The sequence below is a fragment of the Aminobacter sp. P4_D5 genome, assembly GCF_056401815.1.
This window is the reverse complement of the sequence record NZ_JBFUIP010000080.1, coordinates 1-25,568: the sequence shown is the minus strand read 5'-3', so window position 1 is coordinate 25,568 and position 25,568 is coordinate 1. Positions and strand designations below refer to the sequence as shown.

25 protein-coding genes and 1 pseudogene are annotated in these 25,568 nt (G+C 62.0%); 10 read left to right on the top strand and 16 right to left on the bottom strand.

Going from position 1 to position 25,568, the window contains the following annotated elements:
* Nucleotides 1–563, bottom strand: a pseudogene (pepN, locus tag AC1DWF_RS17995) (aminopeptidase N); the annotation flags it as partial.
* 150 nt (nt 564–713) lie between these two features.
* On the opposite strand from pepN, the gene AC1DWF_RS17990 reads away from it, so the two are divergent.
* The 3 genes from AC1DWF_RS17990 (at nt 714) to AC1DWF_RS17980 (ending at nt 5,050) form a co-directional block, all read left to right on the top strand.
* The gene (locus AC1DWF_RS17990; RefSeq protein ID WP_476787483.1) at nt 714–3,023 is read left to right on the top strand and encodes a xanthine dehydrogenase family protein molybdopterin-binding subunit; all 2,310 of its coding nucleotides are present in this window, start codon (nt 714–716) and stop codon (nt 3,021–3,023) included.
* A complete protein-coding gene (locus AC1DWF_RS17985) occupies nt 3,020–3,961 on the top strand; it encodes a DMT family transporter (RefSeq protein WP_476787482.1) in 942 nt (313 codons plus the stop codon). The genes AC1DWF_RS17990 and AC1DWF_RS17985 overlap by 4 nt, the downstream gene beginning before the upstream one ends.
* A gap of 69 nt (nt 3,962–4,030) precedes the next feature.
* Nucleotides 4,031–5,050 (top strand): Stealth CR1 domain-containing protein, encoded by a 1,020-nt coding sequence (locus AC1DWF_RS17980; protein ID WP_476782771.1) that lies wholly within the window; start codon nt 4,031–4,033, stop codon nt 5,048–5,050.
* Here AC1DWF_RS17980 and AC1DWF_RS17975 read toward each other — a convergent pair.
* Nucleotides 5,028–5,825, bottom strand: a complete 798-nt coding sequence (locus AC1DWF_RS17975; protein WP_476787481.1) for a helix-turn-helix domain-containing protein — start codon at nt 5,823–5,825, stop codon at nt 5,028–5,030. The two genes, AC1DWF_RS17980 and AC1DWF_RS17975, sit on opposite strands and share 23 nt — an antisense overlap.
* Before the next feature lie 135 nt (nt 5,826–5,960).
* Here AC1DWF_RS17975 and AC1DWF_RS17970 point away from each other — a divergent pair, with 135 nt between their 5' ends.
* Nucleotides 5,961–6,359, top strand: coding sequence for a hypothetical protein (locus AC1DWF_RS17970; RefSeq protein WP_476782769.1), 399 nt, complete (start codon nt 5,961–5,963; stop codon nt 6,357–6,359).
* 15 nt (nt 6,360–6,374) lie between these two features.
* Here the strand turns inward: AC1DWF_RS17970 and AC1DWF_RS17965 are convergent, their stop codons facing one another.
* Both AC1DWF_RS17965 and AC1DWF_RS17960 read right to left on the bottom strand, forming a co-directional pair.
* Entirely contained in the window at nt 6,375–7,229 is an 855-nt protein-coding gene (locus tag AC1DWF_RS17965) for a uracil-DNA glycosylase (protein WP_476782768.1), read from the bottom strand.
* A 36-nt stretch (nt 7,230–7,265) separates the two neighbouring features.
* Nucleotides 7,266–7,862 carry a carbohydrate-binding protein gene (locus AC1DWF_RS17960; RefSeq protein WP_476782775.1) on the bottom strand — a complete coding sequence of 199 codons (597 nt, stop codon included), beginning with the start codon at nt 7,860–7,862 and terminating at the stop codon, nt 7,266–7,268.
* 417 nt (nt 7,863–8,279) lie between these two features.
* Here AC1DWF_RS17960 and AC1DWF_RS17955 point away from each other — a divergent pair, with 417 nt between their 5' ends.
* Nucleotides 8,280–9,962, top strand: coding sequence for an electron transfer flavoprotein-ubiquinone oxidoreductase (locus tag AC1DWF_RS17955; protein ID WP_476782767.1), 1,683 nt, complete (start codon nt 8,280–8,282; stop codon nt 9,960–9,962).
* Nucleotides 9,963–10,030: 68 nt separating this feature from the next.
* On the opposite strand, the gene AC1DWF_RS17950 is transcribed toward AC1DWF_RS17955, so the two are convergent.
* Nucleotides 10,031–11,071 carry an endonuclease/exonuclease/phosphatase family protein gene (locus tag AC1DWF_RS17950; protein ID WP_476841894.1) on the bottom strand — a complete coding sequence of 347 codons (1,041 nt, stop codon included), beginning with the start codon at nt 11,069–11,071 and terminating at the stop codon, nt 10,031–10,033.
* Between the two features lie 215 nt (nt 11,072–11,286).
* Here AC1DWF_RS17950 and AC1DWF_RS17945 point away from each other — a divergent pair, with 215 nt between their 5' ends.
* Nucleotides 11,287–11,889 carry a DUF922 domain-containing Zn-dependent protease gene (locus AC1DWF_RS17945; protein WP_476782765.1) on the top strand — a complete coding sequence of 201 codons (603 nt, stop codon included), beginning with the start codon at nt 11,287–11,289 and terminating at the stop codon, nt 11,887–11,889.
* Between the two features lie 56 nt (nt 11,890–11,945).
* On the opposite strand, the gene AC1DWF_RS17940 is transcribed toward AC1DWF_RS17945, so the two are convergent.
* The 3 genes from AC1DWF_RS17940 to AC1DWF_RS17930 form a co-directional block, all read right to left on the bottom strand.
* On the bottom strand, nt 11,946–13,448 hold the full coding sequence (locus tag AC1DWF_RS17940) for an AMP nucleosidase (protein WP_476782764.1): 1,503 nt from the start codon (nt 13,446–13,448) through the stop codon (nt 11,946–11,948).
* 64 nt (nt 13,449–13,512) lie between these two features.
* Nucleotides 13,513–13,707, bottom strand: coding sequence for a hypothetical protein (locus AC1DWF_RS17935; protein ID WP_476782763.1), 195 nt, complete (start codon nt 13,705–13,707; stop codon nt 13,513–13,515).
* A gap of 56 nt (nt 13,708–13,763) precedes the next feature.
* The gene (locus AC1DWF_RS17930; protein WP_476782762.1) at nt 13,764–13,892 is read right to left on the bottom strand and encodes a hypothetical protein; all 129 of its coding nucleotides are present in this window, start codon (nt 13,890–13,892) and stop codon (nt 13,764–13,766) included.
* 172 nt (nt 13,893–14,064) lie between these two features.
* On the opposite strand from AC1DWF_RS17930, the gene AC1DWF_RS17925 reads away from it, so the two are divergent.
* Nucleotides 14,065–14,787 carry a glutathione S-transferase family protein gene (locus AC1DWF_RS17925; protein WP_476782761.1) on the top strand — a complete coding sequence of 241 codons (723 nt, stop codon included), beginning with the start codon at nt 14,065–14,067 and terminating at the stop codon, nt 14,785–14,787.
* 97 nt (nt 14,788–14,884) lie between these two features.
* Here AC1DWF_RS17925 and AC1DWF_RS17920 read toward each other — a convergent pair whose 3' ends face one another.
* Nucleotides 14,885–15,229, bottom strand: coding sequence for a DUF2147 domain-containing protein (locus AC1DWF_RS17920; protein ID WP_476782760.1), 345 nt, complete (start codon nt 15,227–15,229; stop codon nt 14,885–14,887).
* A 439-nt stretch (nt 15,230–15,668) separates the two neighbouring features.
* On the opposite strand from AC1DWF_RS17920, the gene AC1DWF_RS17915 reads away from it, so the two are divergent.
* The 3 genes from AC1DWF_RS17915 to AC1DWF_RS17905 all read left to right on the top strand — a co-directional run bounded on the left by AC1DWF_RS17915 (nt 15,669) and on the right by AC1DWF_RS17905 (nt 18,242).
* Complete coding sequence (locus AC1DWF_RS17915) at nt 15,669–15,935, top strand: sel1 repeat family protein (RefSeq protein WP_476784883.1); 267 nt, start codon at nt 15,669–15,671, stop codon at nt 15,933–15,935.
* Between the two features lie 370 nt (nt 15,936–16,305).
* Nucleotides 16,306–17,424, top strand: coding sequence for an ABC transporter substrate-binding protein (locus AC1DWF_RS17910; protein ID WP_476784884.1), 1,119 nt, complete (start codon nt 16,306–16,308; stop codon nt 17,422–17,424).
* Nucleotides 17,425–17,579: 155 nt separating this feature from the next.
* The gene (locus AC1DWF_RS17905; RefSeq protein ID WP_476784885.1) at nt 17,580–18,242 is read left to right on the top strand and encodes a peroxiredoxin; all 663 of its coding nucleotides are present in this window, start codon (nt 17,580–17,582) and stop codon (nt 18,240–18,242) included.
* 60 nt (nt 18,243–18,302) lie between these two features.
* On the opposite strand, the gene AC1DWF_RS17900 is transcribed toward AC1DWF_RS17905, so the two are convergent.
* The 7 genes from AC1DWF_RS17900 to AC1DWF_RS17870 all read right to left on the bottom strand — a co-directional run bounded on the left by AC1DWF_RS17900 (nt 18,303) and on the right by AC1DWF_RS17870 (nt 25,335).
* Entirely contained in the window at nt 18,303–18,920 is a 618-nt protein-coding gene (locus tag AC1DWF_RS17900) for a YitT family protein (RefSeq protein ID WP_476784886.1), read from the bottom strand.
* A gap of 106 nt (nt 18,921–19,026) precedes the next feature.
* Complete coding sequence (locus tag AC1DWF_RS17895; protein WP_476784887.1) at nt 19,027–20,982, bottom strand: acetyl/propionyl/methylcrotonyl-CoA carboxylase subunit alpha; 1,956 nt, start codon at nt 20,980–20,982, stop codon at nt 19,027–19,029.
* Between the two features lie 14 nt (nt 20,983–20,996).
* Nucleotides 20,997–22,604: a carboxyl transferase domain-containing protein gene (locus tag AC1DWF_RS17890; RefSeq protein WP_476841893.1), complete on the bottom strand. Its 1,608-nt coding sequence runs from the start codon at nt 22,602–22,604 to the stop codon at nt 20,997–20,999.
* 119 nt (nt 22,605–22,723) lie between these two features.
* Entirely contained in the window at nt 22,724–23,107 is a 384-nt protein-coding gene (locus tag AC1DWF_RS17885) for a type II toxin-antitoxin system VapC family toxin (protein ID WP_476841892.1), read from the bottom strand.
* Nucleotides 23,104–23,493: an AbrB/MazE/SpoVT family DNA-binding domain-containing protein gene (locus tag AC1DWF_RS17880; protein ID WP_476786940.1), complete on the bottom strand. Its 390-nt coding sequence runs from the start codon at nt 23,491–23,493 to the stop codon at nt 23,104–23,106. Before AC1DWF_RS17880 ends, AC1DWF_RS17885 begins: the two co-directional genes overlap by 4 nt.
* A gap of 68 nt (nt 23,494–23,561) precedes the next feature.
* On the bottom strand, nt 23,562–24,725 hold the full coding sequence (locus AC1DWF_RS17875; RefSeq protein WP_476786941.1) for an isovaleryl-CoA dehydrogenase: 1,164 nt from the start codon (nt 24,723–24,725) through the stop codon (nt 23,562–23,564).
* On the bottom strand, nt 24,691–25,335 hold the full coding sequence (locus AC1DWF_RS17870) for a TetR/AcrR family transcriptional regulator (protein WP_476787478.1): 645 nt from the start codon (nt 25,333–25,335) through the stop codon (nt 24,691–24,693). Before AC1DWF_RS17870 ends, AC1DWF_RS17875 begins: the two co-directional genes overlap by 35 nt.
* Nucleotides 25,336–25,568: the final 233 nt, after the last annotated feature.

The following is a 25,568-nucleotide window of genomic DNA, read 5'->3' as shown; positions in this document are numbered from 1 at the left end:
GGGAAGGGGTCGTGCCAGACGGCGAAATGCCAGCCATCGGCAAGCTCGCCATGCTCGACCGGATTGCCGTTGGAAAGCAGCAGCGGAGCTTCCGAGTGCTGCGCTTCGATGCGTACCGTGTACACCGACAGGATATCGGGCCGGTCAAGGAAATAGGTGATGCGGCGGAAGCCTTCGGCCTCGCACTGGGTGCAATAGACCTTGCTGGAGCGGTAGAGCCCCATCAGCGCCTCGTTGTGCGACGGCGCAAGCTCGGTCTCGATCAACAGCGTGAAACGGCCCGAGGCCGGAGGACTGTAGATGACCAGCTGGTCGGGCGTGGCATCGAAGTCGGCGGCGTCAAGCGTTTCGCCGTCGATCTCGATGCGGCGCAGCGTCAGCCCGTCGCCGTCAAGTTCGAGCTGCACCGGCTTGTCGACTTCGGCGCGCCGTTCGATGGTCAGCCGCGCCACAACCTTTGTGCTGTCCTGTCCAAGCCGGAAATCGAGCTCGGTCCTGGGGATCAGGTAGTCGCTCGGCCGGTAGTCTTCGAGACGAAACACCTGTCCGGTATCAGTGCGCATGTGAGTGGCCTTCCTGTCGACTTCCGAACGCTTGATGCGCGCTGGTAGAATAAATATGCGGCCGCTGCTCTTTACACGAAACGCCCCCTCGGCAAAACTGTCCGGGACCGCACATTGCTGCGCTCCTCACCAAATCCTCACGAGGCAGATATGACAATCGTCACGCCGAAATTCGGAATGGGCGCATCCGTATTGCGCGTCGAGGACGGAGCTTTCATCACCGGCAAGGGCCGCTATACCGACGATATCGCGCCAGCCGCCCAGCTGCACGGTTATGTCCTGCGTTCGCCAGTCGCCAACGCCAGTTTCACCATTGGGGCGGTTGAAGCCGCCCGTTCTGCGCCCGGCGTACATCTTGTGCTCACCGGTGCCGATGTCGCCCATCTCGGCGCTCTCAAATCGACCGTCATGCAAAAGCAGCCCGACGGCACCCGCGCGCCAACCCGCGACATTCCGATCCTGTGCCGTGACCGGGTCCACTATGTCGGCGATGCGGTTGCCTTTATTGTCGCCGACAGCCGCGCGCTGGCTCAGGATGCCTCCGAACTGATCGAAGTCGATTATGACGGCGTGGACGCCGCCGCCAATACAGCCACCGCTCTCGACGAAGAGGCGCCGCTGGTGTGGCCCGAACTCGGCACGAACCGTGCGTTTACCTACCATCTCGGCGACAAGGCCAAGACCGACAAGGCTTTCGCCAAGGCGGCGCATGTTACCCGCATTGAGTTCATCAACAACCGCCTGATCTGCAACTACATGGAGCCGCGCTCGGCCATTGGCGAGTGGCGCAAGGACGAAGACCGCTTCGTTCTGACCACTGGATCGCAGGGCGTGCATTCGATGCGCGACATGCTGACCGGCCAGGTCTTCGGCATCGGCGCCGACAAGCTTCGGGTCGTCACTCCCGATGTCGGTGGTGGCTTCGGCACCAAGGCCTTTGTTTATCGCGAGCATGCGCTTGTGCTGGAAGCCGCCAAGCGGCTTGGTCAGCCGGTCAAATGGGCCAGCGACCGCACTGAGCACTTTCTCACTGATGCGCAAGGGCGCGACAACGTCGTCACGGCTGAAATGGCGATGGACAGCAACGGCCGTTTCCTTGGCCTGCGCGTCGACCTGATCTCCAATGTCGGCGCCTATATCTCGCAATATGGTCCGATCATCGCCCATATCGGCGCCAGCATGTCGACCGGCGTTTACGATATCCAGGCGCTCGATGTGGCGATTACAGGCGTCTACACCAACACGTGCCCGGTCGATGCCTATCGCGGGGCAGGGCGCCCGGAAGCTGCCCTTCTTGTCGAGAAGCTGGCCGATGCCAGCGCCCGCGACCTTGGCCTGTCGGTCGACGAGATCCGCCGCCGCAATTTCATCCGCCCCGAGCAGTTTCCTTACCGCACCCAGACAGGGCGGCTCTACGACGTCGGCGAGTTTCAGGCGCATATGGAGCTTTCCATGGAGCGTGCCGGCTGGGCCAGTTTTCCGGACCGGCTCGCGGAGGCGAAGGCGAGGGGAAAGATCCGCGGCATCGGCATGGCGACCTATATCGAGGCCTGCGCCTTTGCGGGTTCCGAGCCGGCGCGCGTCGAACTCAACGCTGACGGCACGGTCTCGGTCTTCATTGGCACGCAGTCCAACGGCCAGGGCCATGCCACGGCCTATGCCCAGTTCGTTTCCGAAAAGCTCAACCTCGACATCGCGAAAATCAGCGTGCTCCAGGGCGACACCGACCAGCTTGCCAAGGGTGGCGGCACCGGCGGTTCGCGCTCGATCCCCCTGGGCGGCGTCTCCGCCTCCCGTGCCGGCGAGGCGTTGGCCGAGAAGCTCAAGAAACTCGCCGCCGACGAACTGGAGGCGGCGGCCGCCGACATCGAACTGGATAATGGCGAAGCGCGCATCGTTGGCACGGACCGCATGATCGACTTCGCCGCCCTCCACGCGGCGGCAAAAAAACCTGACGATCTCAAGGCGATGGGCGAGTTTGTTCAGAACGAAGCAACCTATCCGAACGGCACGCATATCTGCGAAGTCGAGGTCGATCCGGAGACTGGAACGACCGAGGTCATCGCCTACACCATCGTCGATGATTTCGGCGTCACGGTGAACCCGGTCCTGCTTGCCGGCCAGGTCCATGGCGGCGTGGTGCAGGGCATCGGCCAGGCGCTGGCCGAAGAAGCCGTCTACGCGGAGGACGGACAGCTTCTGACCGCGAGCTTCATGGACTACACCATGCCGCGCGCCGACACCGTGCCRTCCTTTCACTTCGAAACCCGCAACGTGCCCTCGACCACCAATGCCATGGGCATGAAGGGCGCAGGCGAAGCTGGCACCATCGGTGCGACACCTTCGGCACTCAACGCCGTGACCGACGCGCTCTATAGAGCCTACGGCATTACCCATATCGAGATGCCGGCAACCCCGGCACGTGTCTGGGCAGCGATAGAGGCGGCCCGGCACAAGTGAAGCATCAGGTGGTACACGGCGCGTCGTCGCCGCTTACGGGCATTGCACTCAAGATCGTTTCGGTTGCCATCTTCGTCGGCATGTCGACCAGCATCAAGGCGGCTGGTGATGTCCCCGCTGGCCAGATCGTTTTCTTCCGCTCGTTCTTCGCTGTCTTTCCGATCCTGATCTTCCTCGCCTTCAAGCGCGAACTGCGTACCGCCGTCGTCACCAAACGCCCGCTGAACCACATTGCGCGCGGCGTCGTCGGCGTCACCGCCATGGGTTTCGGCTTCTTCGCGCTGACCCGGCTGCCGCTGCCCGAGGCGATCACGCTGAATTATGCCCAGCCGCTGCTGGTCGTTGTCTTCAGCGCGCTTTTCCTCGGCGAGACCGTCCGTTTCCATCGCTGGACCGCCGTCGCCGTCGGTCTTTTGGGTGTCGTCATCGTTTCCTGGCCGAACCTCTCCCTGCTCAGCACCGGCATCGGCGACGAGGAAACGCTCGGTGTCGTCGCTGCGCTGGTGGGGGCGGCGATGTCTGCGGTCGCCATGCTTTTGGTGCGCAACCTTGTCCACACCGAGCGCACCTCGACCATCGTGCTGTGGTTTTCCCTGACAGCCAGCGTCATGGCGTTGCTCAGCATTCCTTTCGGCTGGCAATCGCTGACCTGGGAGCAGACGGCCCTGCTCATCACTGCCGGCTTCTGCGGCGGCATCGCCCAGCTGTTCATGACCGAAGCCTACCGCCACGCCGAGGCCTCGACGGTTGCCCCCTTCGAATATACCTCCTTGATCCTCGGCATCGCGGTGGGCTATTTCGTCTTTGGCGACCTGCCGACCATGTACACCCTGGTTGGTGGCGCCATCGTCATCGGTGCCGGCATCTTCATCATCTGGCGCGAACAGCGCCTTGGTCTGGAGCGCCGCGCCGTCAAGAAGGCGTCGTCGCCGCAATAGCGGTTTGTAAATCAGGAGCCTGCCCGCTCCTCAGAATGATCTGAGGCGACCGATTTCGGTCGAGGGCACATGACAGAGTTCAAGACTTCCGATCCGATAGATGTCGTCATGCCATGGGTCGACGGCAACGATCCCGAACATCAAGCAAGCCTAGCGCGCTTATGGCCGAAGCAGCCTTGGCTCAGACCCGCGAACTATCGCTTTCGCGAAAACGGCGAACTGCGCTATTCGCTCCGTTCGATCCATTTCCATCTGCCCTGGGTCAGGACGATCCATCTCGTCACCAATGGCCAGGTGCCGCCATGGCTCGATCTCGATCATCCCGGGATCAATCTCGTCACCCACAACGACTTCTTCGCCGATCCTGCCGCCCTTCCGGTTTTCAGTTCCAGCACCATCGAGGCCAATCTGCACCGCATTGGCAGGGCAGGCGTCGCCACCAGGTTTCTGCTTTTCAACGACGACTTCTTCGTCGGCCAGCCGGTGCCACGCGGCGAATTCGTGGCGCCGGATGGCCGCGCCAGGTTGCACGCAATGGCTTTCCGCCTGCCGCCGCTGCGCCTCCGAGCCGATCGCTACATGCACGTACTTGGCTTCAACAATTTTCTGCTGACGCTGGCTTTCCGCCGCAGGCGCTGGTCCTATCCGCCGCACCTGCCGCTGATGATCGATCTCGACGACCTTGCCTGGCTGAACGACAGATTCGGGTTTTGGCTGCGCCGCACGGCAAGGCACCGCTTTCGCCAGCGAACGGACGCGCTGGTGCGCGTGCTCTACATCAACGCCATTTCCGAGCGCGACCGCGAACGCGCCGGCGGCGCCCGGCAGGTGAAATTGTCCTGCGAGCATGTCGTGGCCGTGCGGGATACCGACGAGTTCAGCCGGTCGCTGGCCGCACTTGTCGATAGTCCGCCCGCCTTCTTTTGCCTCAACGATGAGATCGACGACGATGCCCGCGCCGTAGTCAGGGCAAGGGAGATGCAGGCCGCGCTTGCCGCGATCTTTCCAAGACCAGCCCCGTTTGAAAGGGATCGACGCAGTGTCCTGCATGCGGCGGCCTCCGCGCCTATTGAGCGGCTAGGCACCTGAGCCGTGCGGCTGTTTCCTCGTCGGCGGGAAAAAACGATTCGATGGCGAGCTCGGAGAGCGTGACATCGAGCGGCGTGCCGAACACGGTGATCGTGCTGATGAAGGACAACACCGCATCGCCCACGCGCAATCGCAGCGGATGAGCGATCGCCAGCGGATCGGGCTGCGTCGGRCGTCCCGCGCGCGGCCCGTCCGGGTAGCTCAAAAGTTCCTTCTCCAGCGCTTCGAGCACCGGATCGCCGGCAGTGTCGTTCTGGTGTTTCAGCCGCTCGATCAAATGCGAACGCCATTCGTGCAGATTGACGATATGCGGTGCCACGCCCCTGGGGTGCAGGCTGAGCCTGAGCACATTGACCGGCGGTGCGAGCAGCGAGGTATCCTCCACGCCTGCCAGCATCGGGCCGAGCGCTGCATTGCCCTCGATCATGTTCCAGTGCCGGTCGACTGCGATCGCCGGATAGGGCTCGTGGCCCTTGAGCACCATGCGCACCGCGTCCATGGCCGGTGCCAGCGAAGGGTGATTGAGCGGCTTTTCGCTGAAGCTAGGCGCAAATCCGGCTGCGAGCAGCAGCTGATTGCGCTGGCGCAGCGGAATGGAGAGCTGTTCTGCCAGATGAAGCACCATGTCGCGGGAAGGCGCCGAGCGTCCGCTCTCCATGAAGCTCAGATGCCGCTGCGAGATTTCGGCCTCCATGGCGAGATCGAGCTGGCTCATGCGCCGCCTGGTGCGCCATTCGCGGAGGAGGTCGCCTACGGGATTTTGTGTCGTTGTCATGCCGCTACACTAAGCAGACAAATTTCTGATTGCTATTACCTCCAGCGTAATCGCTTACGACCAGCCGTGGTGTGATGTTCGGTCTCAGGAAGGCGCGCTCTAGACGCCTCCACAACAGAGCCAGGAGCTTGCACCATGTCCATCACCGTCACCCCCTTCCTTCGCAATGTACTTTTCGCCGACGCGCTCGTCAGCGGCGCAGCCGGCATCCTGATGATGCTTGGCGCACCTTTGCTTGCGCCGTTGCTCGGACTGCCTGCGGAATTGCTGTTTTGGGCCGGCATCGCGCTGGTGCCATTCGTCGCCATGCTGGTGGTCATCGCGCGTCGCGCCACGGTGTCGAAGCTTGTGATGATCGACATCATCAACATTAACGCACTGTGGGTGATCGGTAGCTTTGGTTTGCTTGTCTCGGGCCTTGTCGCGCCGAACCTGCTCGGCATTGCTTTCGTCACCGCCCAGGCGCTGACGGTCGCGGTCTTTGCCGAATTGCAGTTCGTCGGCATCCGCCGCGCGGCGGTCGCGACAGCGTGAAGGGGCAGGGCAGCGTCAGATGCCGCCCAATTCCCTCAGCTTTGCCTTGACCTCCAGGAAGTCCCGCCACGCAAGTTTCTTGTGGGCGGGATTTCTCAGCAGATACGCCGGATGCAGCGTCGGCATCACGGGAATGACCGTCCCGTCGGCGGTGGTGTGGCTCTTCCAGCTGCCGCGCAGCCGCAGGATGCCTTCCGTAGAACCTGCCAGGAGCTGGGCCGAAGGCCCGCCGAGCGTCACCAGCACCTTGGGTTTGGCAAGCGCGACCTGTCGCTCGATGAACGGCCGGCAGATCTCGGTCTCATGCGGCGTCGGGGCGCGATTGCCAGGCGGCCGCCACGGAATCACATTGGTGACAAAGGCTGATTTTCGCTGGACCCCGATGGCCGCAAGGATGCGGTCGAGCAACTGTCCCGCGCCGCCGACAAAGGGCAGGCCCTCAAGGTCCTCGTCGCGGCCGGGCGCTTCGCCCACCAGCATCAGATCGGCGTCAGGGCTGCCTTCGGCAAAGACCATGCTCTTGGCCGTGGCCTTGAGATTGCAGCCGTCGAACCCTTCCATGATCTGGCGCAGCTCATCGAGCGTCGCGGCCTTGGCGGCAAGCTCACGCGCGGCAGCGGCCTGTGCTTCGTCGGGAACGGCGGCGGACGCTGCGGGGCGCGCGGGAGGTGGCGGTGCAGATCGGTCAGATCCAGCGCGAAGCGCCTCGCTCGGCAGTGCCGCTTGCTGCATCGATGCCGCCTGCCTCTGCGCATTTTCGGCAAATCTGTCGATCGGATCGTCGACAAGCGCGTCATCGACGCCCGCCGCCGCATAGAAGGCGAGCAGATCGCGCAGATCCGGACGTTCGTTTCCCGAAATTGAGGCCATGCCCCAGTTTCGGCGTTACGCCGGCGATTTGCAAGTTCACGAGGAGGGAATGCGCGGGTCCTGCACCAGATAAAAGCGCCAGCGCGGCGTATAGTCGGTCAAAAGGAAGCTGAAATCGGCCGCCTCGCCAGGATCGACCTTGCCGTCGGTGAAGCGCAGCCGGTCATAAGGCTCGAAGTCGCGGTTGTATTTGGCAAAGCTGTTTGACGAGATGTTGGAGCTGTCGGTCCGCCGCTGGTCGAAGGACAGCCCGTCGCCGAAATCGCTCGGCTTGCCCTCGATCTCCTGCAATTCGAACTCGAATTCTACCCAGGCCTGGCCACTGTTGTTCAGCGCCTCGATACGCATGAACATGATGCCGTTGGCATAGAAGCCGGAACTGTCGAAAGGTCTGATCGGCCTGATCGTTCGCATCGTCAGCGTCACCGGCGACGAGGATTCGAGTTCCTCCTTGACCACAAACGGGTCTTCTCGCGTGCCGCTGCCCGACACGCCAGTGATGCGAAAGCCGCCAAGCTCGTCGGAAAACGAATAAGCGCCACTGTTCCAGACTTTTTGGTCGGGTCCATTCTCCTGCGAACGACCTTCGCTGCTCAGACATGTCGCAATAAGAAGAGCAGCCCCGGCCAGCATGTGGCGTGTGGGGTGCGAATGCTTCAGTCCGGTCCTGCAGGGCACGTATTGGCGCATGAAGAATCAATGAGCGAATAGGCTGTTGGACAACACCTGTTTTGTGACAGTACGGGCCGTGAGGCACAGCCGGAAGGTGAAATATTTTGACCTTTACGTTAACGTAAGATAATTTGTCGTCTTCTGGAAACATGATCCGGAACCGGTGGTCCGCTTGGCGAACAGCAGGAGCCGGTTTTTCGGACGAAATGACGTTCAAACAGGATGATCGGCCCATTCGGGTTCAATCGTAATGGAATAGGCTCTAGCTCAAACAGCCGATGTGCGGATCGGTCCGGTTTGACGTTTGCCAATGATGCGCTATGCAGCGCCTAGCTACAGATTGCCCTTGGGACAGGGGCTAGCCACGCGGAGGGATTGATGAGCGATATCGAACGCGAGAGCATGGAATTCGACGTTGTCATCGTTGGCGCCGGGCCGGCGGGACTGGCGGCGGCGATCCGGCTCAAGCAGGTCAATCCCGAGCTTTCGGTCGTCGTGCTCGAAAAGGGTGGCGAGGTCGGTGCCCACATCCTGTCAGGCGCGGTGGTCGACCCGATCGGCATCGATCGTCTGCTGCCCGACTGGCGCGATGATGCGGACCATCCGTTCAAGACGCCCGTCACCGACGATCATTTCCTGATCCTCGGCCCGGCAGGCTCGGTCAAGCTGCCGAACATGTTCATGCCGCCCTTGATGAGCAATCACGGCAACTACATCGTGTCGCTCGGCAATGTCTGCCGCTGGCTGGCCACAAAGGCCGAAGCGCTCGGCGTCGAGATCTATCCCGGCTTTGCCGCCTCTGGCCTGCTCTACAATGATGAAGGTGCCGTCACCGGCGTCGTCACAGGCGACATGGGCGTCGAGCGTGACGGTTCGCATGGTCCGTCCTTCGCGCCGGGCATGGCGCTTATGGGCAAGTACGTGCTGATCGGCGAAGGCGCGCGCGGGTCGCTCGCCAAGCAGCTGATCGCCAAGTACGACCTCGGTGCCGGCCGCGAGCCGCAGAAATTCGGTATCGGGCTCAAGGAATTGTGGCAGGTCGCGCCCGAGCACCACAAGCCAGGCCTTGTCCAGCATTCCTTCGGTTGGCCGCTCGACTTCAAGACCGGTGGTGGTTCATTCCTCTACCACCTCGAAGACAACATGGTGGCCGTCGGCTTCGTCGTTCACCTCAACTACAAGAACCCCTATCTCGCGCCTTTCGAGGAGTTCCAGCGCTTCAAGACGCATCCGGCGATCCGCCACACCTTCGACGGTGCCAAGCGGCTGTCATATGGTGCGCGCGCCATCACCGAGGGCGGCTACCAGTCGGTGCCGAAGCTCAGCTTCCCTGGCGGCGTTTTGATGGGCTGCTCGGCCGGGCTGGTCAACGTGCCCCGCATCAAGGGGTCGCACAACGCCGTGCTGTCGGGCATGCTTGCCGCCGAACATGTCGCCGAAGCGATCGCCGCTGGCCGCGCCAATGACGAGCTCGCCTCCTACGAAGCCGCATGGCGTTCGACCGACATCGGCAAGGACCTGAAGAAAGTCCGCAACGTCAAGCCGTTGTGGTCGCGTTTCGGCACGCTGCTTGGTGTCGGCCTTGGCGGTCTCGACATGTGGCTCAACACGCTGTTTGGCGTTTCGCCCTTCGGCACGATGAAGCACGGTAAATCAGACGCACAGTCGCTCGAGCCGGCCTCGAAGCACAAGAAGATCGATTATCCCAAGCCCGACGGCGTACTCACCTTCGATCGCCTCTCGTCGGTGTTCTTGTCCAACACCAACCACGAGGAGGACCAGCCGGTCCACCTCCAGGTCAAGGACATGGACCTGCAGAAACGCTCGGAATACGAAATCTTCGCGGGCCCGTCGTCGCGCTACTGCCCGGCTGGCGTCTACGAGTGGGTCGATGCCGACGGCAATTCGATCGCCGGCGAGCCCGGCCATGCCGATGCGAAGTTCGTCATCAACGCGCAGAACTGCGTCCACTGCAAGACCTGCGACATCAAGGACCCCAACCAGAACATCAACTGGGTGCCGCCGCAGGGCGGCGAAGGGCCGGTCTATCCGAATATGTGATTGCGCGCGCTATCGCGCTCTGACAGTTGCAACGGCCCGGAAATCATCGCGATTTTCGGGCCGTTTGCTTATCCGCGCGGCGTTGTGCCGGTCTGCGAAGACACCGTCTCGGTTTCGGCGTCTTCGGAAGGTGTGGGCGCATCGCGGAACGAGAATTCGACCAATAGCGGCCGGTGGTCCGAACCGGCGTCCTCGCCCATCGTCACCGAGTGCACCACGACGTCGCCCTTGGCCATGACATGGTCGATGGTCAGCCCGGCAAAACGCATGAATTCAGGCAAGGAGAAGCTCAGCCAGGTGCGGCCGGCGGCAGGCATCAGCGTCAGCCCGCCAGCCTTGGCCACGCGCGACACGGTCGCGCTCCAGGGCGTGGCATTGAAATCGCCGCCTAGCAACGCGTTGTCGGAGAGCGAGGCAAAATCGCTGCTCATTTTGGTCACCTGCCGCGACTGCTCGAAAGGCCACGGCCAGCCAAGGTGAAGGGCGGCAACATCGGTCGCCCGTCCACCGAAATCGACCCTGGCGATTGCGAGCGCGCCGTTGCCGAAACATTGCGGCTGGGTACCTTCGGCAAATGGCCGGCGCGACAGGATCGCAACCCCGAACACGTTGTTCGGATAGCCACAAAGCATGCGGTAGGGATAGYGGGCAAACAGCGGTTGCAGCTTGCCCTTCCACATTTCCGACATTTCTTCGAAGGTGATCACGTCAGGCTGCATCCGGCCGACCAGCGACAGCACCTTTTCGGGATAGGCGTTGTCGTAGCGCAGGTTCATCTGCAGCATCTTGTAGATCGGCCGATTTTCGGCGCGCGGCTGGATCCCCGCATGCACCGGTCCGAGGCCCGGCAGGGGAAGCGCGCTGGAGGTCGTCGAAAGCGCTGCCGCGCCGAACGCGAGTGCGGCAATCGCCTGCCAGCGCAGCGACGTGAACAGCAGCGGCACCGCAGCCAGCATCATCAGCACGGCCAGATGCACCCGGAAATGGGCGAATGAATCGAGTGCTGGATGCCAGTTGCCGAAAAACCCCGCCACCAGCGGCAGCGAAACAAGCATCATCACCAAAAAACAGGCAATCTTGCCTGAATTGTAAAAAGCCATGGTCGTCATAGCAGCTTCATGTCGCCAGAATTGCGGCCCATTGATGATCGATTATGTGCCGCTTGATCGTCGCTGCAAAGTGACCCAAGCAATACCATTTGGCGTAGTCGTGCCGGCAACCTCAGTTGAAATGCGATACGAACCGTGAGACCGATGGGCCGAACGGCTCACCAGTGTCCACGGCTGTCTTTCGTGGACGCAGCAACTGCCTTGCGGAGAATGGAATGAACAAAGCCGCCCATCATTGGCTGCGGGCATGCGCGGTCGTGCTCGCTGCCGTTTCATCGGGCGCCCGCGCCGAAGGCCAGACCATCGAACAGGTCAAGACTTACGCCATATCGGGCACCACGGCGGCTGAGCTTTATGCCTCGATCGGCGAGCGCGGGCCGCAAGCCGGTATGGGGCGCGCCATCGCCCACACCAATTTCAAGCTCACCTGGCAGCGCAAATACGAGCCGCAAGTCGGCGCCTGCACGCTGGTCTCGGCCAAGCCCAAGCTCATCATCACCTATACCTTGCCCAAACCGTCCGGCCGCTTGCCGGCCGATCTGCAGCAGCGCTGGGATGTCTTTTACGAAGGCGTCCGGCGCCATGAGCTGGTGCATGGCCAGATGATCAAGGACATGGTGGCAACAATCGAAAAGACGACGATTGGCGTGTCCGTTGCCAACGACCCGAACTGCAAGAAGGTCAGGCAGGAGATCATCAAGCCGCTGTCGGAAGCGTCTTTGGCGCAACGCGAGAAAAGCCGCGACTTCGACCGCATCGAACTCGGCGACGGCGGCAACGTCCACCGCCTGATCCTCGGCTTCGTCAACGGGCAATAGCAGTCGCGCCCGCAGCTTGCAGGCGCGACGGAACCCAGCGTTACTGGAACCCAGCGTTACTGGAACGCCGTTTCGGCGAAGCTGCGCAGCTTGCGCGAATGCAGCCGCTCATTGGGCATTTCAGCGAGCTTTTCCATGGCGCGTATGCCGATGGTCAGATGCTGCGCCACCTGCCGCTTGTAGAATTCCGTCGCCATGCCCGGCAGCTTGAGTTCGCCATGCAGCGGCTTGTCGGAAACGCACAACAGCGTGCCGTAGGGCACGCGGAAGCGGAAGCCGTTGGCAGCGATCGTCGCTGATTCCATGTCGAGCGCAATCGCGCGCGACTGCGACAGGCGCTGCACCGGGCCGCGCTGGTCGCGCAGTTCCCAGTTGCGGTTGTCGATGGTCGCCACGGTTCCCGTGCGCATGATGCGCTTGAGGTCGTAGCCGGATAGCCCGGTCACCTCGGCGACCGCCTCCTGCAATGCCACCTGCACCTCGGCCAGCGGCGGGATCGGAATCCATACCGGCAGGTCGTCGTCGAGCACGTGGTCCTCGCGCACATAGGCATGCGCCAGCACATAGTCGCCGAGGGCCTGGGTGTTGCGCAGGCCGGCACAGTGGCCGAGCATTAGCCAGGCATGCGGCCTGAGCACCGCGATGTGGTCGGTGATGGTCTTGGCGTTGGACGGGCCGACGCCGATATTGACCATGGTGATGCCGGCATGGCCCGGCTTCTTGAGATGGTAGGCCGGCATTTGCGGCAGCCGTGCCGCCGGAGTTCCCGCCGACGGCGCCGTGTCGCCGGCTTTCGTCACCACGCCGCCGGGTTCCACGAACTCCGTATAGCCGCCGCCGCCCTTGGCCATCAGCTCGCGGGCCAGCACGACGAACTCGTCGATATAGAACTGGTAGTTGGTGAACAGCACGAAATTCTGGAAGTGCTGCGGCGTCGTTGCCGTGTAGTGCGCAAGCCGGTGCAGCGAATAGTCGATGCGCTGGGCAGTGAACGGCGCCAGCGGCCGGGATTCGCCGGGCATGATCTCGAAGGTGCCGTTGGCGATATGGTCGTCGGTACCGTCGAGGTCCGGCACGTCGAACAGGTCGCGGATCGGCCGCTGGATGCGGTCGGCGGCGGCACCGTCGACATGTGTGCCCTCGAGGAAGGCGAAATGCAGCGGGATCGGCGTCGTCGATTCCGAGACGGTTATCGCCACGCCATGATTGCGCATGATCAGCTTCAACTGCTCGGTGAGGTAGCTTTCAAACAGGTCCGGGCGGGTGATCGTTGTCGAGAAATGCCCCGGCGTCGGCATGTGGCCGTAGGCCTGGCGGGAATCGACCTGCGAGTAGGACGTCGTGGTGACGCCTACTTCCGGGTAGAAGGCGCGGAACCGCACATTGGTGTCGGCGCCGGCTGCAAGTGAGGCGAAGGCTTCGCGCAAGAAGGCGGTGTTGCGCTCATAGAGCTTCTGCAAAGCTGCCACGGCTTCGGTGGCATCGGTGAAGCTCTGCCGAGGAAACGGCAGCGGCGAGGAGATGGATTCGATGGGCTGAGGATAGATTCGCTTTTCCATGGCCTATTATAGAGACCAATTATGACGGCTGCGAGGGGGCCGTGTTGCGGTCCTGTTAATTCCCTTAATCACGCTGCAAGCTGATCAGCAGGACGAAGCCAACGCCGCCATTGCGGGCAGCAGGGGCTTCGATGGTCGAGCCCGAGTCGCCACGCAGCTGCGGCACGGCCAGCACCGGGGCGGCGAGAACCATCAGGATCAGCAAAGCCCTCGGCAGGAGCCGTAGGGTCTTGATGATCTGGGTTGCGGTGCGGGTCATGGGCGTTGGCTTTGCTTTTGGAGCTCTGTTGATGTCGTTGCTTTTGTGGGCGCAGATCAGTCCGTCTTCGAAGACGTAAGTTCCCAGGAGCGGGCAGGGCGGCTGGTCTCGGCGACGAGGGTGGCAAACATGATCCCGAACAGGGCGCTGAGCAGACAGACGATGGTGAACCGGCGAGCGAGCATTGGTGTCTTCCCCTTCAATGGATCGGACTATGCCTGGCTGCGACTGAACGGGTTCTGAGACCTCCGTTCATCTTCGGTTCAAATTTATTGACAGCGTGTAGACCGTCCGCAGGGTTGTGTTTCGCCCGCCCACGCATATCTCCACGGTATCGACATCAACGGAGACTGCGGAATGACCAGCCAGACATTGCCGATCGAGCTCTATTATTGGCCCACGCCCAACGGCTGGAAGATTTCGATCATGCTGGAGGAGCTCGGCGTCCCCTACACGGTCAAATACGTCAACATCGGCAAGGGCGAGCAGTTCGAGCCGTCATTCCTCAACATCGCACCCAATAACCGCATGCCGGCCATCATCGATCCCGAGGGTCCGAAGTCTGATGGCAAATGGGGCGGGGAGCCCATCTCGATTTTCGAGTCAGGCGCGATCCTGCAATATCTCGGCCGCAAGTTCGGCAAGCTCTATCCCGCCGACGAGCGTGGCCGCGCCGAGGTTGATCAGTGGCTGTTCTGGCAGGTCGGCGGCCTGGGGCCGATGGCCGGCCAGGCGCATCACTTTCGTCAGTATGCGCCGGAAAAGATCGCCTACGGCATCGACCGCTACACCAATGAGGTCAATCGCCTCTATGGTGTGATGAACAAACGCCTGGCCGATCGCGAATTCCTGGCMGGCGACTATTCGATCGCCGACATCGCTTCAATCGGCTGGGTGAAGCCCTACAAGAACCAGGGGCAGGAAATCGACGATTTCCCTCATCTCAAGCGCTGGTTCGAAACGCTCATGGCCCGTCCGGCGGTCATCCGCGGCATGGCGGTCGGGGAAGACCATCGTCGCAATCTCGCCGACGACAAGGAAGCCCAAAAGGTGTTGTTCGGCCAGAAGGCCAGGGCGTGAGCAGCGAGTAGGGAACAGCGAATAGCGAATAGCGAGTAGAAATTAGGGAGTGGCGCGCCGGCTTCGGCCCGCCATTCCCTCACTACTCATCGCTCATTCAGATTTTCGACCAGTTCTGCGTCTTGCAGATCAGCCCGCCGAGCACGCAGCCCTTCATCTTGAGGTTCGAGCCGGCGAGGCTGGCCTTGCCGTTGTAGGTCTTGTCGTTGGCAGGGTCGGTGATCTCGCCTGAATAGGCGCTTCCGCCGTCGGCGTTGAAGGTGCCGATCTTCTTGCCTGCGTGCTTGCCGTCTTTCAGCGTGATGCAGAAGCTGCTGCCGCACGACGCGATTGCTGCGATTGAGCCGGCTTCCGTCTTCCAGTTGCCTTCGATCGGATCGGCATAGGCCGCACCGGCCATCATCAAGGTGGCCGCCATGGCCAGGCTCATCTTGCGAAGCATTGAAATCCTCCCGGTTGATATCTGCGTAATGGCGCTCTCCCACACCTGACGTTTACGCAAACGTAAGCGTAATGCAGCCGCCGCGAAAGCGAAAGCGGTGCCGCAAGGGAAGCCGCGAGCATTTTTTGACGGCGCAAACGCGCCTTCGACATCCAAAAGTTCATCGATCGCAGCACGTGAATGCGTCGCGTGGTTATCAAAGGCTTAGCCGCGCACCAGCGAATTTTCATCGCATTTTCTGCAAATCCCAGTCGGCTCAAGGACTCCTATCCTTAATGAATTCCAAGCTTTACCCTTTGTTTTAGTTTTGTTTTCTTCGAGTTAAGCACGCCATTTAACGGCGGATTCAAAGCTCCACGGCATTCTCGAAAGCATCGAAAGGGCAGCTGCGGGGGACACCACCGAGCCTGCTCTCAGGGGACAGGCAGGGGATAAGAAAATGGCACGTTTCGAAATCTTTGAGGCTGGCTTCGGCGCGATGGGTTCCACCGCTCAGGCCGACATTCTTCTTGAATTGGGCATGATGTATGCGACCGGCCGCGATTGCGAAGTCGACGTTGTCGCCGCCCACAAATGGTTCAACATCGCTGCGATCAAGGGCTCCGCCCGCGCCGCCGAGCTGCGCTCGGAGCTGTCCGGCTCGATGTCCAAGCTCGACATCGTCAAGGCGCTGCGCGAAGCGCGCGAATGGATGACGATGCACTGATAGCTTCTGCTTCCGGGGGGAAGATCGAGGTCGCCTTCATGGCGGCTTCCAACAAAAAGAGCGCGACGGTCTGAAGGACGGGCGAGGCGCGCAAGAAAGAAAACAAACAGGGCAGGCGAACTCCTGAGAAGGCCAAAGACGCCTCGCGGAGTTTCCACGAAAAAGGCCGCGACCGATCGATACAAGATCGGCGCGGCTTTTTCGTTTTAGAATTGAACTGGCGGCTTGTCGCCGGGTTGCATAAGCACGTGCAGGCACAATATCCTGCTGCCTATGCGCCAAGACAAGTCATGGCCGTGCTGACAGCTTTCGATGATTGTACGTGTGGCGCGAATCCGGCATGTCCTTCGCGTCCAAGGGAGAGGAACCAATGCATTTGAAACGTTCTATTGGCGCATTGCTCGCGCTGTCGCTCAGCGCCAGTGTGGCATTCGCAGAAGATATCGGTATTGCGGTGGTCGGCCCGATGACCGGCCAGCTCGCCAATATCGGTGACCAGTTCAAACAGGGCGCCGAAGCGGCGGTCAAGGCGATCAACGAAAAGGGCGGCGTCATGGGCCGCCAGCTCAAGCTTTCGGTTGAAGACGACGTCTGCGATCCCAAGCAGGCGGTTTCGGTCGCCAACCGCATCGTTGCCAATGGCATCAAGTTCATCGACGGCCATGCCTGCTCGGGCTCGAGCATCCCGGCTTCCGCCGTCTATGCCGAGAGCGGCGCGCTGATGATGTCGCCGGCCTCGTCGAACCCGATCATGACCGACGACGCTGCCGCCAAGGGCTGGTCGACGATCATGCGCCTCTATACGCGCGACGACGCCCAGGGTGCCTTCATCGGGCCATGGATCGCCGAGAAGTACAAGGGCAAGAACGTCGTCGTGCTGCACGACAAGAGCGCCTACGGCCAGGGCGTGGCCGACGCCGTCCGAAAGACCATGAACACCGGCGGCCTCACGGAAATCCTCTACGAAGGCATCAATGCCGGCGAAAAGGACTATTCGGCGCTCGTCACCAAGCTCAAGGAACTGAAGGCCGACGTGGTCTATTTCGGTGGCTACCACCCCGAAGCCGGCCTCATCCTGCGCCAGTCGGCCGAGCAGGGCTTCAAGTTCCAGCTGATCATGCCCGACTCGATCGCCTCGCCGGAATTCTGGCAGATCGCCGGCCCCGCCGGTGAGGGCACGATGTTCGTGTTCCCGTCCGATCCGCAGGCCAAGCCCGAAGCCAAGGAAGCGATCGAGAAGATCAAGGCCGGCGGTTTCGTGCCGGAAGGCTTCACGCTGTTCTCCTACGCCACGATCCAGGCCTTCGCGCAGGGCATCGAGCGTGCGGGCACCGACGATCCGATCAAGGTCGCCGAGGCGCTGAAGGACGGGAAGCCGATCAGCACCGTTGTCGGCGACGTCGTCTTCGACGAGAAGGGCGACCTCAAGAACGCCAGCTACGACATCAACCAGTGGCATGACGGCAAGTACGCGCCGATCAAGCAGTAAGCTAGATTTCGGATTGTTGCTTTCAATGGCCGGGCATGTCCCGGCCATTGTCGTTTTCGCGGGCTTGGCGCAAGATGGCGCATTCGCACACGGGCGCCGAACTTGGGCCGTTCTGGCCGGCGGAAAGTGTGCGTCGAATTCAGGAGGAACCGACTATGAGCCTTCGTATCAATGACACCGCCCCAGACTTCAAAGCCGACACCACGGAAGGCCCGATCAACTTCCACGACTGGATCGGCGACGGTTATGCGGTCCTCTTTTCCCATCCCAAGGATTTCACCCCGGTCTGCACCACCGAACTCGGCTATATGGCCGGGCTGAAGGCGGATTTCGCCAAGCGTAATGCCAAGATGATCGGCATTTCGGTCGATCCGGTCGAAAACCACCACAAATGGAAGGCCGACATCGAAAAGCTGTCGGGCAACAAGGTCGATTATCCGATGATCGGCGATCCCACGCTTGCGGTGGCCAAGCTCTACGACATGCTGCCGGCAAGTGCCGGCGACAGCTCGGAAGGGCGCACGCCCGCCGACAACGCCACCGTGCGCTCGGTGTTCGTCATCGGCCCCGACAAGAAGGTCAAGCTGACCCTGACCTACCCGATGTCGACCGGCCGCAACTTCGACGAGATCCTGCGCGCGCTGGATTCGATCCAGCTGACCGCCAAGTATCAGGTCGCGACCCCGGTGCAGTGGAAACAGGGCGACGACGTCATCGTCACAGCCGCCGTGTCGGACGAGGACGCCATCAAGCGTTTCGGCTCGTTCGAGCGCGTGCTGCCCTATCTCAGGAAGACAAAGCAGCCGACTGCGAACTGATCGGCCAGACAATCGCTAAGGAGAAGGCCGCGCCGCCTGGCGCGGCTTTTTCGTTTCCGCTCAGCTCATGCCGACATAGCGGCCGGGGCGGTGGTTGATGGCGATGATCAGGTTGAGCACCGCAGCCCCCACCACCGATAGTGCGACCTTGTCGAGTTCAATGTAAAACAGCGACACGATCAGGATCGTGAGGTCGACCGCGAGCTGGAAATAGCCGGCGCGGATGCCATGATGATCTTGCAAGTAGAGCGCCAGTATGTTGAAGCCGCCGAGCCCGGCACGATGGCGAAACAGCACCAAAAGGCCCATGCCCATCAGGCCGCCGCCGGCAACAGCCGCATAGAGCGGGTTCAGATGCCCGATGCCGATCCAGTTGGGCGTCAGCTGCGACAGAACCGAAATCAGGGCCACCGTAGCGAATGTGCGCAGCGCGAACGGCCAGCCCATGCGCTTCACCGCGAGGTAGTAGAACGGCAGGTTGATGACGAAGAACACGGCACCAAAGCCATAGCCGGTGACATACTGGATGAGCAGCGCAAGCCCGGCGGAGCTTCCTGTGATCAGCCCGGCATGGGTGTAGAGCACCAGCCCCAGCGCCACCAGCATCGTGCCTGTCAGCAGCGCCAGCACATCTTCGTACTGCCTGTGCGGTACGGCATCGCTGTTGGTGTCAGTCACGGGCTCGCCTGTCTATGATTGCTGCAATGCAGCACTAAAACATCAGCCCGAAAATCGAAACCGATTTTCGGGCTGATCTCTTATGCACAAATCGCAATGGTGCCGGTTATTCTTCGAAACGCACCAGCACTGTTCCATCCGTCACCTGCGCGCCTTCGGTGGCGATCTCGCTGATCAAACCATCATGGGTGGCGGTGATGGTGTGTTCCATCTTCATCGCTTCTAGCACCAGCAGCGGCTGGCCCTTGCTCACCTTGTCGCCCTTGGCGGCGCGCACAAGCTTCACCAGGCCCGGCATCGGCGCCCGCATGCTCGATGTGCCTTCGCCGATCTCGGCAGCACGTGCGAACGGATCGCTGATGACGAAGTCGAAGGAGCGGCCGTTCTCGAACACAGTGATGTGGCCGGGCCAGGCGGCAACAGTTGCGCCGGCGTTTGTTGTCCCTGCAGCAAGCACAAAGGCCTCTCCGCCTTCCGGCCTGACGTCGAAACGCCCGTCCGGTCGCGCCGTGATGTGGGCCACGATCTCCGCACCGCTAAACGACAGCGTTGCCCGCCGTGCCAGCGGGTTGAAATGGGCGTAGCCGGTCAGCCCCGACCACGGATCGTCCGAGGCAACCGATGCCGTTGCTCCGGTCGCCGCCAAGGCGGCGAGCGCGATGGCCCGGCTGCCGGGTGCGGCAGTCGTGGTGAGTTCGTCCTGCTTTCGGCCGATAAGGCCGGTGTCGACATCGCCTGAAGCGAAGTCCGGGTCGCGGGCAAGAGCTGCCAGGAACGCTGCATTAGTGGTCGATCCCGCCACCTCAGTGCGCGAGACCGCATCGGCCAGCGCGTCGAGTGCGGTGGCTCGGTCCGGCCCGTGCGTCACCACCTTGGCAATCATCGGGTCGTAGAAGGGTGAAATGGCGTCGCCTTGGCGCACGCCTGTTTCCACACGGATCTCGGTGCCCGCAGCCGTTTCGGTCGGGAAACTGAGATGATGCAGCGTGCCGATCGCCGGCAGAAAGCCCTTGGCCGGGTCTTCGGCATAGAGCCTTGCTTCGAAGGCATGGCCATCAAGCCCGATGCCGTCCTGCGCCAAAGGCAGTTCCTCGCCGGAGGCGACCCGGAGCTGCCACTCGACAAGGTCGACGCCTGTCACCATCTCGGTCACCGGATGTTCGACCTGAAGCCGCGTGTTCATCTCCATGAACCAGAAGCGATCGGGCTTGAGCCCGTCCGAGGCATCGACGATGAACTCGATCGTTCCAGCACCCGAATATCCGATTGCCTTGGCCGCTTTCACTGCGGCCTCGGTCATCGCCGCGCGCAGCTCCGGCGTCATGCCGGGGGCAGGGGCTTCCTCGATCACCTTTTGGTGGCGACGCTGGGCCGAGCAGTCGCGCTCGAACAAATGCACTGCATTGCCAAAATTGTCGCCGAACACCTGCACCTCGATATGGCGCGGCTTGTCGACATATTTTTCGACCAGCACCCGGTCGTCGCCGAAAGCGGCCTTGGCCTCGCGCCGCGCGCCCGACAGCGCGTCGGGAAACTCATCTGGATGGTCGACACGACGCATGCCCTTGCCGCCGCCACCGGCGCGGGCCTTGATCAGCACGGGATAGCCGATCTCGCGCGCCTTGGTGGCGAGGATGACGATCTCCTGCGCTTCGCCGTGATAGCCGGGAACCACCGGCACGCCGGCCTTTTCCATCAGCCGCTTGGCGGCATCCTTGAGGCCCATGGCGCGGATCGAATCCGCCGACGGCCCGATGAAAACGAGGCCGGCTTGCGTCACCTGGTCGACGAAATCGGGGTTTTCCGACAGAAAGCCATAGCCCGGATGGATCGCCTCGGCACCGGTCGCCTTGGCAGCCGTGATGATGACGTCGCCGCGCAGATAGCTCTCGGCCACCGGCGAGCCACCGATGTGCACGGCCTCGTCGGCCATCGACACATGCAGCGCGCGCGCGTCCGCGTCCGAATAAACGGCAACCGTCTTCACACCCATCTTGCGGGCCGTGCGGATGACGCGGCAGGCGATTTCGCCACGATTGGCGATGAGGATTTTCGAAAACATTGCTTGATCCCCCATCACATCCTGAACACGCCGAACTTGGTGTCGGCCACCGGCGCGTTGAGCGCGGCGGACAGGCTGAGCGCCAGCACCTCGCGCGTCCGCGCCGGGTCGATGATGCCGTCGTCCCACAGCCGTGCCGACGAATAGAGCGGGTGGCCTTCGCGCTCGTATTTTTCGAGGATCGGCGCCCGGAATTCGGCCTCCTCTTGCTTCGACCAGGTGCCGCCCTTGCGCTCGATGCCCTCTCGCTTGACCATGGCGAGCACCGTTGCTGCCTGCTCGCCGCCCATCACCGAGATGCGCGCGTTCGGCCACATCCACAGGAAGCGCGGCGAGTAGGCCCGCCCGCACATGCCATAATTGCCGGCCCCGAACGAGCCGCCGATGATGACCGTGACCTTCGGAACCTGTGCCGTCGCCACCGCTGTCACCAGCTTGGCGCCGTCCTTGGCGATGCCGCCGGCCTCGTATTTCGCCCCCACCATGAAACCCGTGATGTTCTGCAGGAACACCAGCGGGATCTTGCGCTGGCAGCACAGCTCGATGAAATGCGCGCCCTTGAGAGCGCTCTCGGAAAACAGCACGCCATTGTTGGCGATGATGCCGACCGGCATGCCGTGGATATGAGCGAAGCCCGTCACCAGCGTCGTGCCGTAATTCTGCTTGAACTCGTCGAACTCGGAGCCGTCGACCACGCGCGCGATCACCTCGCGCACGTCGTAAGGCTGGCGCAGGTCGGCGGGAATCACGCCATAAACCTCTTCCGGCGCATGAACAGGCGGAATCGCTTTTTTCAAGACGAGCCCGATGTCCTTCTTCCGATTCAGGTTTTTGACGATGCGCCTGACAATCGCCAGCGCGTGCTCGTCGTCCACTGCGTAGTGGTCGGCGACGCCGGAGACGCGCGTGTGCAGGTCGGCACCGCCCAGTTCCTCGGCACTCACGTCTTCGCCCGTCGCCGCTTTCACCAATGGCGGACCGGCCAGGAAGATGGTCGCCTGGTTGCGTACCATGATCGTTTCGTCCGACATCGCCGGCACATACGCGCCGCCCGCCGTGCACGAACCCATGACGCAGGCGATCTGCGGAATGCCGGCGGCCGACATGTTGGCCTGGTTGAAGAAGATGCGGCCGAAGTGATCGCGGTCGGGAAAAACCTCGTCCTGGTTGGGCAGGTTCGCSCCGCCGGAATCRACGAGRTAGATGCAGGGCAGATTGTTCTGCAGSGCGATCTCYTGCGCGCGCAGGTGCTTCTKCACCGTCAKCGGGWAGTAGGTSCCGCCCTTCACCGTGGCGTCGTTGACCACCACCATGACCTCGGTGCCTTCAACCCGACCGATGCCCGCGATCAGCCCGGCCGATGCGATGTCGCCGCCATAAAGCCCCCAGGCGGCGAACTGGCCGACCTCAAGGAAAGGCGAGCCGGCGTCGAGCAGTTGCGCCAGGCGTTCGCGCGGCAACAGCTTTCCACGCGAGGCGTGCCGCTTGCGCGCGTCCTCCGAACCGCCGCGCTCCACCGTTGCAGCCTTCTCGCTGATGTCAGCCACCAGCGTTCGCAGGCGCGCGGCATTGGACTTGAAGCTTTCGGAGGAAGGCGAGATCTGGGAGCTAAGCGTCGGCATTTTTCCTCTTGGAGTGATACCCATGCGCGGCCGCGCCCGAGGCGCAAAGCAGTCATGGTGGGGTGACGAATCTAACGCACTAGCCTCGTAATTTCGGTGAAGTCCAGCATTGCTTCGACCTAGCGGATCAGTTCGATTTGGCAGCCGAGGTCCAAGGTGGACCAGATACGATCGGCTGTGACGGCAGTTCCTTGATGTCTCGCAGCCGTAGCGATGCACGCTCGATCTCCGAGCGAAAGCACGCCTTTGCCGCAATTCTTGCGCAGCCTGCCAGCGAGAATTGCGAGTTCGGCATCGAAGGCGACGATCTCGATATTGCTGTCCCTCACATACTGTAACGCGATGTCCTCTGGATAAGCGTACTCAACGCACTTGGTGACGACTTCGGCAAGATTCACGCTGCACATAAGCGAATCCTTCGCCAGATCAGCTGCCAGGTCGCGGCCGTTTTCACCGAGCAGAACCGCCAAGATCGCCGAGGAGTCGAKGACGTAGCCACTCACTCGGCCTCCAGCGGAGGCAAGCCGCGCTCCCTGCGCCAAGTGTTGGCTTCTTCGGTCTCTCGACGGGCCTCCTCGCGTCGTTCTGCGATGAACTCGTCGACCACGCTCGCATCGGGGTTTTTCGCCTTGAACTTCCGTGCCTCCGCTTGAACCCGCTTTAAGGCCACGGCAGGCGAGACGATACGAAACTCTCCATCGACGACACGCGCAGTTACGGTGTCACCGGGTTTGACGAACATCGCCGCGCGCATTCCCGCCGGTATGACGATGCGGCCGCCGTCACCAATCTTCAGCCTGACATATTCGACTGACGCGAGGCCCGTTTCCAGCCCTTCGAACTGCTGCGGTTCTTCGGCGAAACCCTTGGGTGTCTCTGGCTCAGTCATGGCATAAACCTCGATCTGTGGCAGAACGTGAAATTATGCCATTCTTCTAAGTTTGCGGCAAATCGAGGTCACGCCCCTTCCGCCATGATCTCGCGGCCGATCAGCCAGCGCCTGATCTCGCTTGTGCCGGCGCCGATCTCATAGAGTTTTGCATCGCGCAGCAATCGGCCTGTCGGGTAGTCGTTGATGTAGCCGTTGCCGCCGAGCAGCTGCAGCGCATCGAGTGCGCATTGCGTCGCCTTTTCCGCAGCAAACAATACGCAGCCCGCCGCGTCCTTGCGCGTTGTCTGGCCCCGGTCGCAGGCAGCGGCCACGGCATAGACATAGGCGCGGGCGGCATTCATCGTCGAATACATGTCGGCAAGCTTTCCCTGGACGAGCTGGAACTCGCCGATGGGCTGGCCGAACTGCTTGCGGTCGTGCACGTAGGGCACCGCCACATCCAGGCACGCCGCCATGATGCCGATCGGCCCACCGGCCAGCACCACGCGCTCATAATCGAGCCCCGACATCAAGACTTCGACGCCGAGCCCTTCCTCATGCAGTACGTTTTCAAATGGCACCTCGACGTTCTCGAACACCAGCTCGCCGGTGTTCGAGCCGCGCATGCCGAGCTTGTCGAGTTTTTGCGCGACGGAAAATCCCTTCATTGTCTTTTCGATGATGAAGGCGGTGATGCCGCGCGATTTCCGGTCCGGATCGGTCTTGGCATAGACCACCAGCGTGTCGGCGTCGGGGCCATTGGTGATCCACATCTTGGAACCGTTGAGCACGTAGCGGTCGTTGCGTTTTTCGGCCTTCAGCCTGAGCGACACCACATCCGACCCCGATCCGCTCTCCGACATGGCGAGCGCGCCGACATTTTCGCCCGAACACAGCTTGGGCAGGTACTTTGCCTTCTGCTCCGGAGTGCCCCAGCGCTTGATCTGGTTTACGCACAGGTTGGAATGCGCACCGTATGACAGGCCGACTGAGGCCGAGGCGCGGGAAATCTCCTCCACCGCCACGACATGGGCGACATAGCCCATCTCCGAGCCGCCATACTCGCCTTCGGCGGTGATGCCGAGCAGTCCGAGCGCGCCAAGCTCCTGCCACAGATGCGCGGGAAATTCGTTGTCGCGGTCGATGTCGGCGGCAATCGGCGCAATGCGCTCCTGTGCGAAGCGCCGCACCATCTCGCGCAGGCTGTCGATATCTTCACCAAGCCCGAAGTTCAGCGTCTTGTCGTACATGCCGGTCCTCCGTGTTTGGCCTGGCACCCGTCAGGCGCATGGTCATGGCCAGATAAGTAGCGGTCACTTCGTCGACCGACAGTCTTTCATCGGGACGAAACCAGACGATGACGCCGGTGATCATCTGGATGATCGCCATGGCGGTAAGTCCGGTGTCGTCGACCTCCAGCACGCCAGCGTCCGCGCCGTCGCGCAGGATGGTCCTGAGCTCCTTCTCATAGGCGGTGCGGAGCTTGAGGATGCTCGTCAGATTATCTCGCGAAAGGCTGCGCAACTCCATGTTCGAGACATGGGTGGCGTGGCGGCGTTCGACGTGGAAACGGATGTGATTGGCGACAAAGGCGGTCAATCGAGCGACCGGATCGTCATTGTCGGGGCGTGCGCTTTGCCAAGTGGCGGCCAGCAACTCCATGTGCTCGCGCATCAGCGTGTGGAGCAAATCTTCCTTGGTCGGAAAGTAGCGGTAGAGCGCCGCCGCCTGGACGCCGACTTCGGCGGCGAGCTGGCGCATCGTCACGGCCTCATAGCCATGGCGCGCGATCAGCTGCACCGCTGCGTCGCGGATTGCAGCTTCGGTTCTTTCGCCGTCCGAACCAGCCGTTCGCGCCATTCAGCCATTCCTCCCGAATGGCATAATTAATAAAACGAACGTTTAATTAATTCAAGGGGCGTCGATGACGATTGTGGGTGAGGGCGGCGCGGGCTCTGCCGCGCCGCCGATCAATTCAGGCTTTGTGTGCCGGTTCAGCCGCGCGCGGCGGCAATTGCRCCGGGCAATTCCTCGGCGAAAATGTCGATCTCGTGGTCGAGCCCGACGCTCACCCTGATGCAGCGGTCGAGAAA

Bases quoted from the DNA above. Each gene is read 5' to 3' on its own strand.
- AC1DWF_RS17980 (WP_476782771.1), top strand. From the start codon at position 4,031: ATGACAGAGTTCAAGACTTCCGATCCGATAGATGTCGTCATGCCATGG.
- AC1DWF_RS17970 (WP_476782769.1), top strand. From the start codon at position 5,961: ATGTCCATCACCGTCACCCCCTTCCTTCGCAATGTACTTTTCGCCGAC.
- AC1DWF_RS17965 (WP_476782768.1), bottom strand. From the start codon at position 7,229: ATGGCCTCAATTTCGGGAAACGAACGTCCGGATCTGCGCGATCTGCTC.
- AC1DWF_RS17960 (WP_476782775.1), bottom strand. From the start codon at position 7,862: ATGCTGGCCGGGGCTGCTCTTCTTATTGCGACATGTCTGAGCAGCGAA.
- AC1DWF_RS17955 (WP_476782767.1), top strand. From the start codon at position 8,280: ATGAGCGATATCGAACGCGAGAGCATGGAATTCGACGTTGTCATCGTT.
- AC1DWF_RS17945 (WP_476782765.1), top strand. From the start codon at position 11,287: ATGAACAAAGCCGCCCATCATTGGCTGCGGGCATGCGCGGTCGTGCTC.
- AC1DWF_RS17940 (WP_476782764.1), bottom strand. From the start codon at position 13,448: ATGGAAAAGCGAATCTATCCTCAGCCCATCGAATCCATCTCCTCGCCG.
- AC1DWF_RS17935 (WP_476782763.1), bottom strand. From the start codon at position 13,707: ATGACCCGCACCGCAACCCAGATCATCAAGACCCTACGGCTCCTGCCG.
- AC1DWF_RS17930 (WP_476782762.1), bottom strand. From the start codon at position 13,892: ATGCTCGCTCGCCGGTTCACCATCGTCTGTCTGCTCAGCGCCCTGTTC.
- AC1DWF_RS17920 (WP_476782760.1), bottom strand. From the start codon at position 15,229: ATGCTTCGCAAGATGAGCCTGGCCATGGCGGCCACCTTGATGATGGCC.
- AC1DWF_RS17915 (WP_476784883.1), top strand. From the start codon at position 15,669: ATGGCACGTTTCGAAATCTTTGAGGCTGGCTTCGGCGCGATGGGTTCC.
- AC1DWF_RS17910 (WP_476784884.1), top strand. From the start codon at position 16,306: ATGCATTTGAAACGTTCTATTGGCGCATTGCTCGCGCTGTCGCTCAGC.
- AC1DWF_RS17905 (WP_476784885.1), top strand. From the start codon at position 17,580: ATGAGCCTTCGTATCAATGACACCGCCCCAGACTTCAAAGCCGACACC.
- AC1DWF_RS17895 (WP_476784887.1), bottom strand. From the start codon at position 20,982: ATGTTTTCGAAAATCCTCATCGCCAATCGTGGCGAAATCGCCTGCCGC.
- AC1DWF_RS17880 (WP_476786940.1), bottom strand. From the start codon at position 23,493: ATGACTGAGCCAGAGACACCCAAGGGTTTCGCCGAAGAACCGCAGCAG.
- AC1DWF_RS17875 (WP_476786941.1), bottom strand. From the start codon at position 24,725: ATGTACGACAAGACGCTGAACTTCGGGCTTGGTGAAGATATCGACAGC.
- AC1DWF_RS17870 (WP_476787478.1), bottom strand. From the start codon at position 25,335: ATGGCGCGAACGGCTGGTTCGGACGGCGAAAGAACCGAAGCTGCAATC.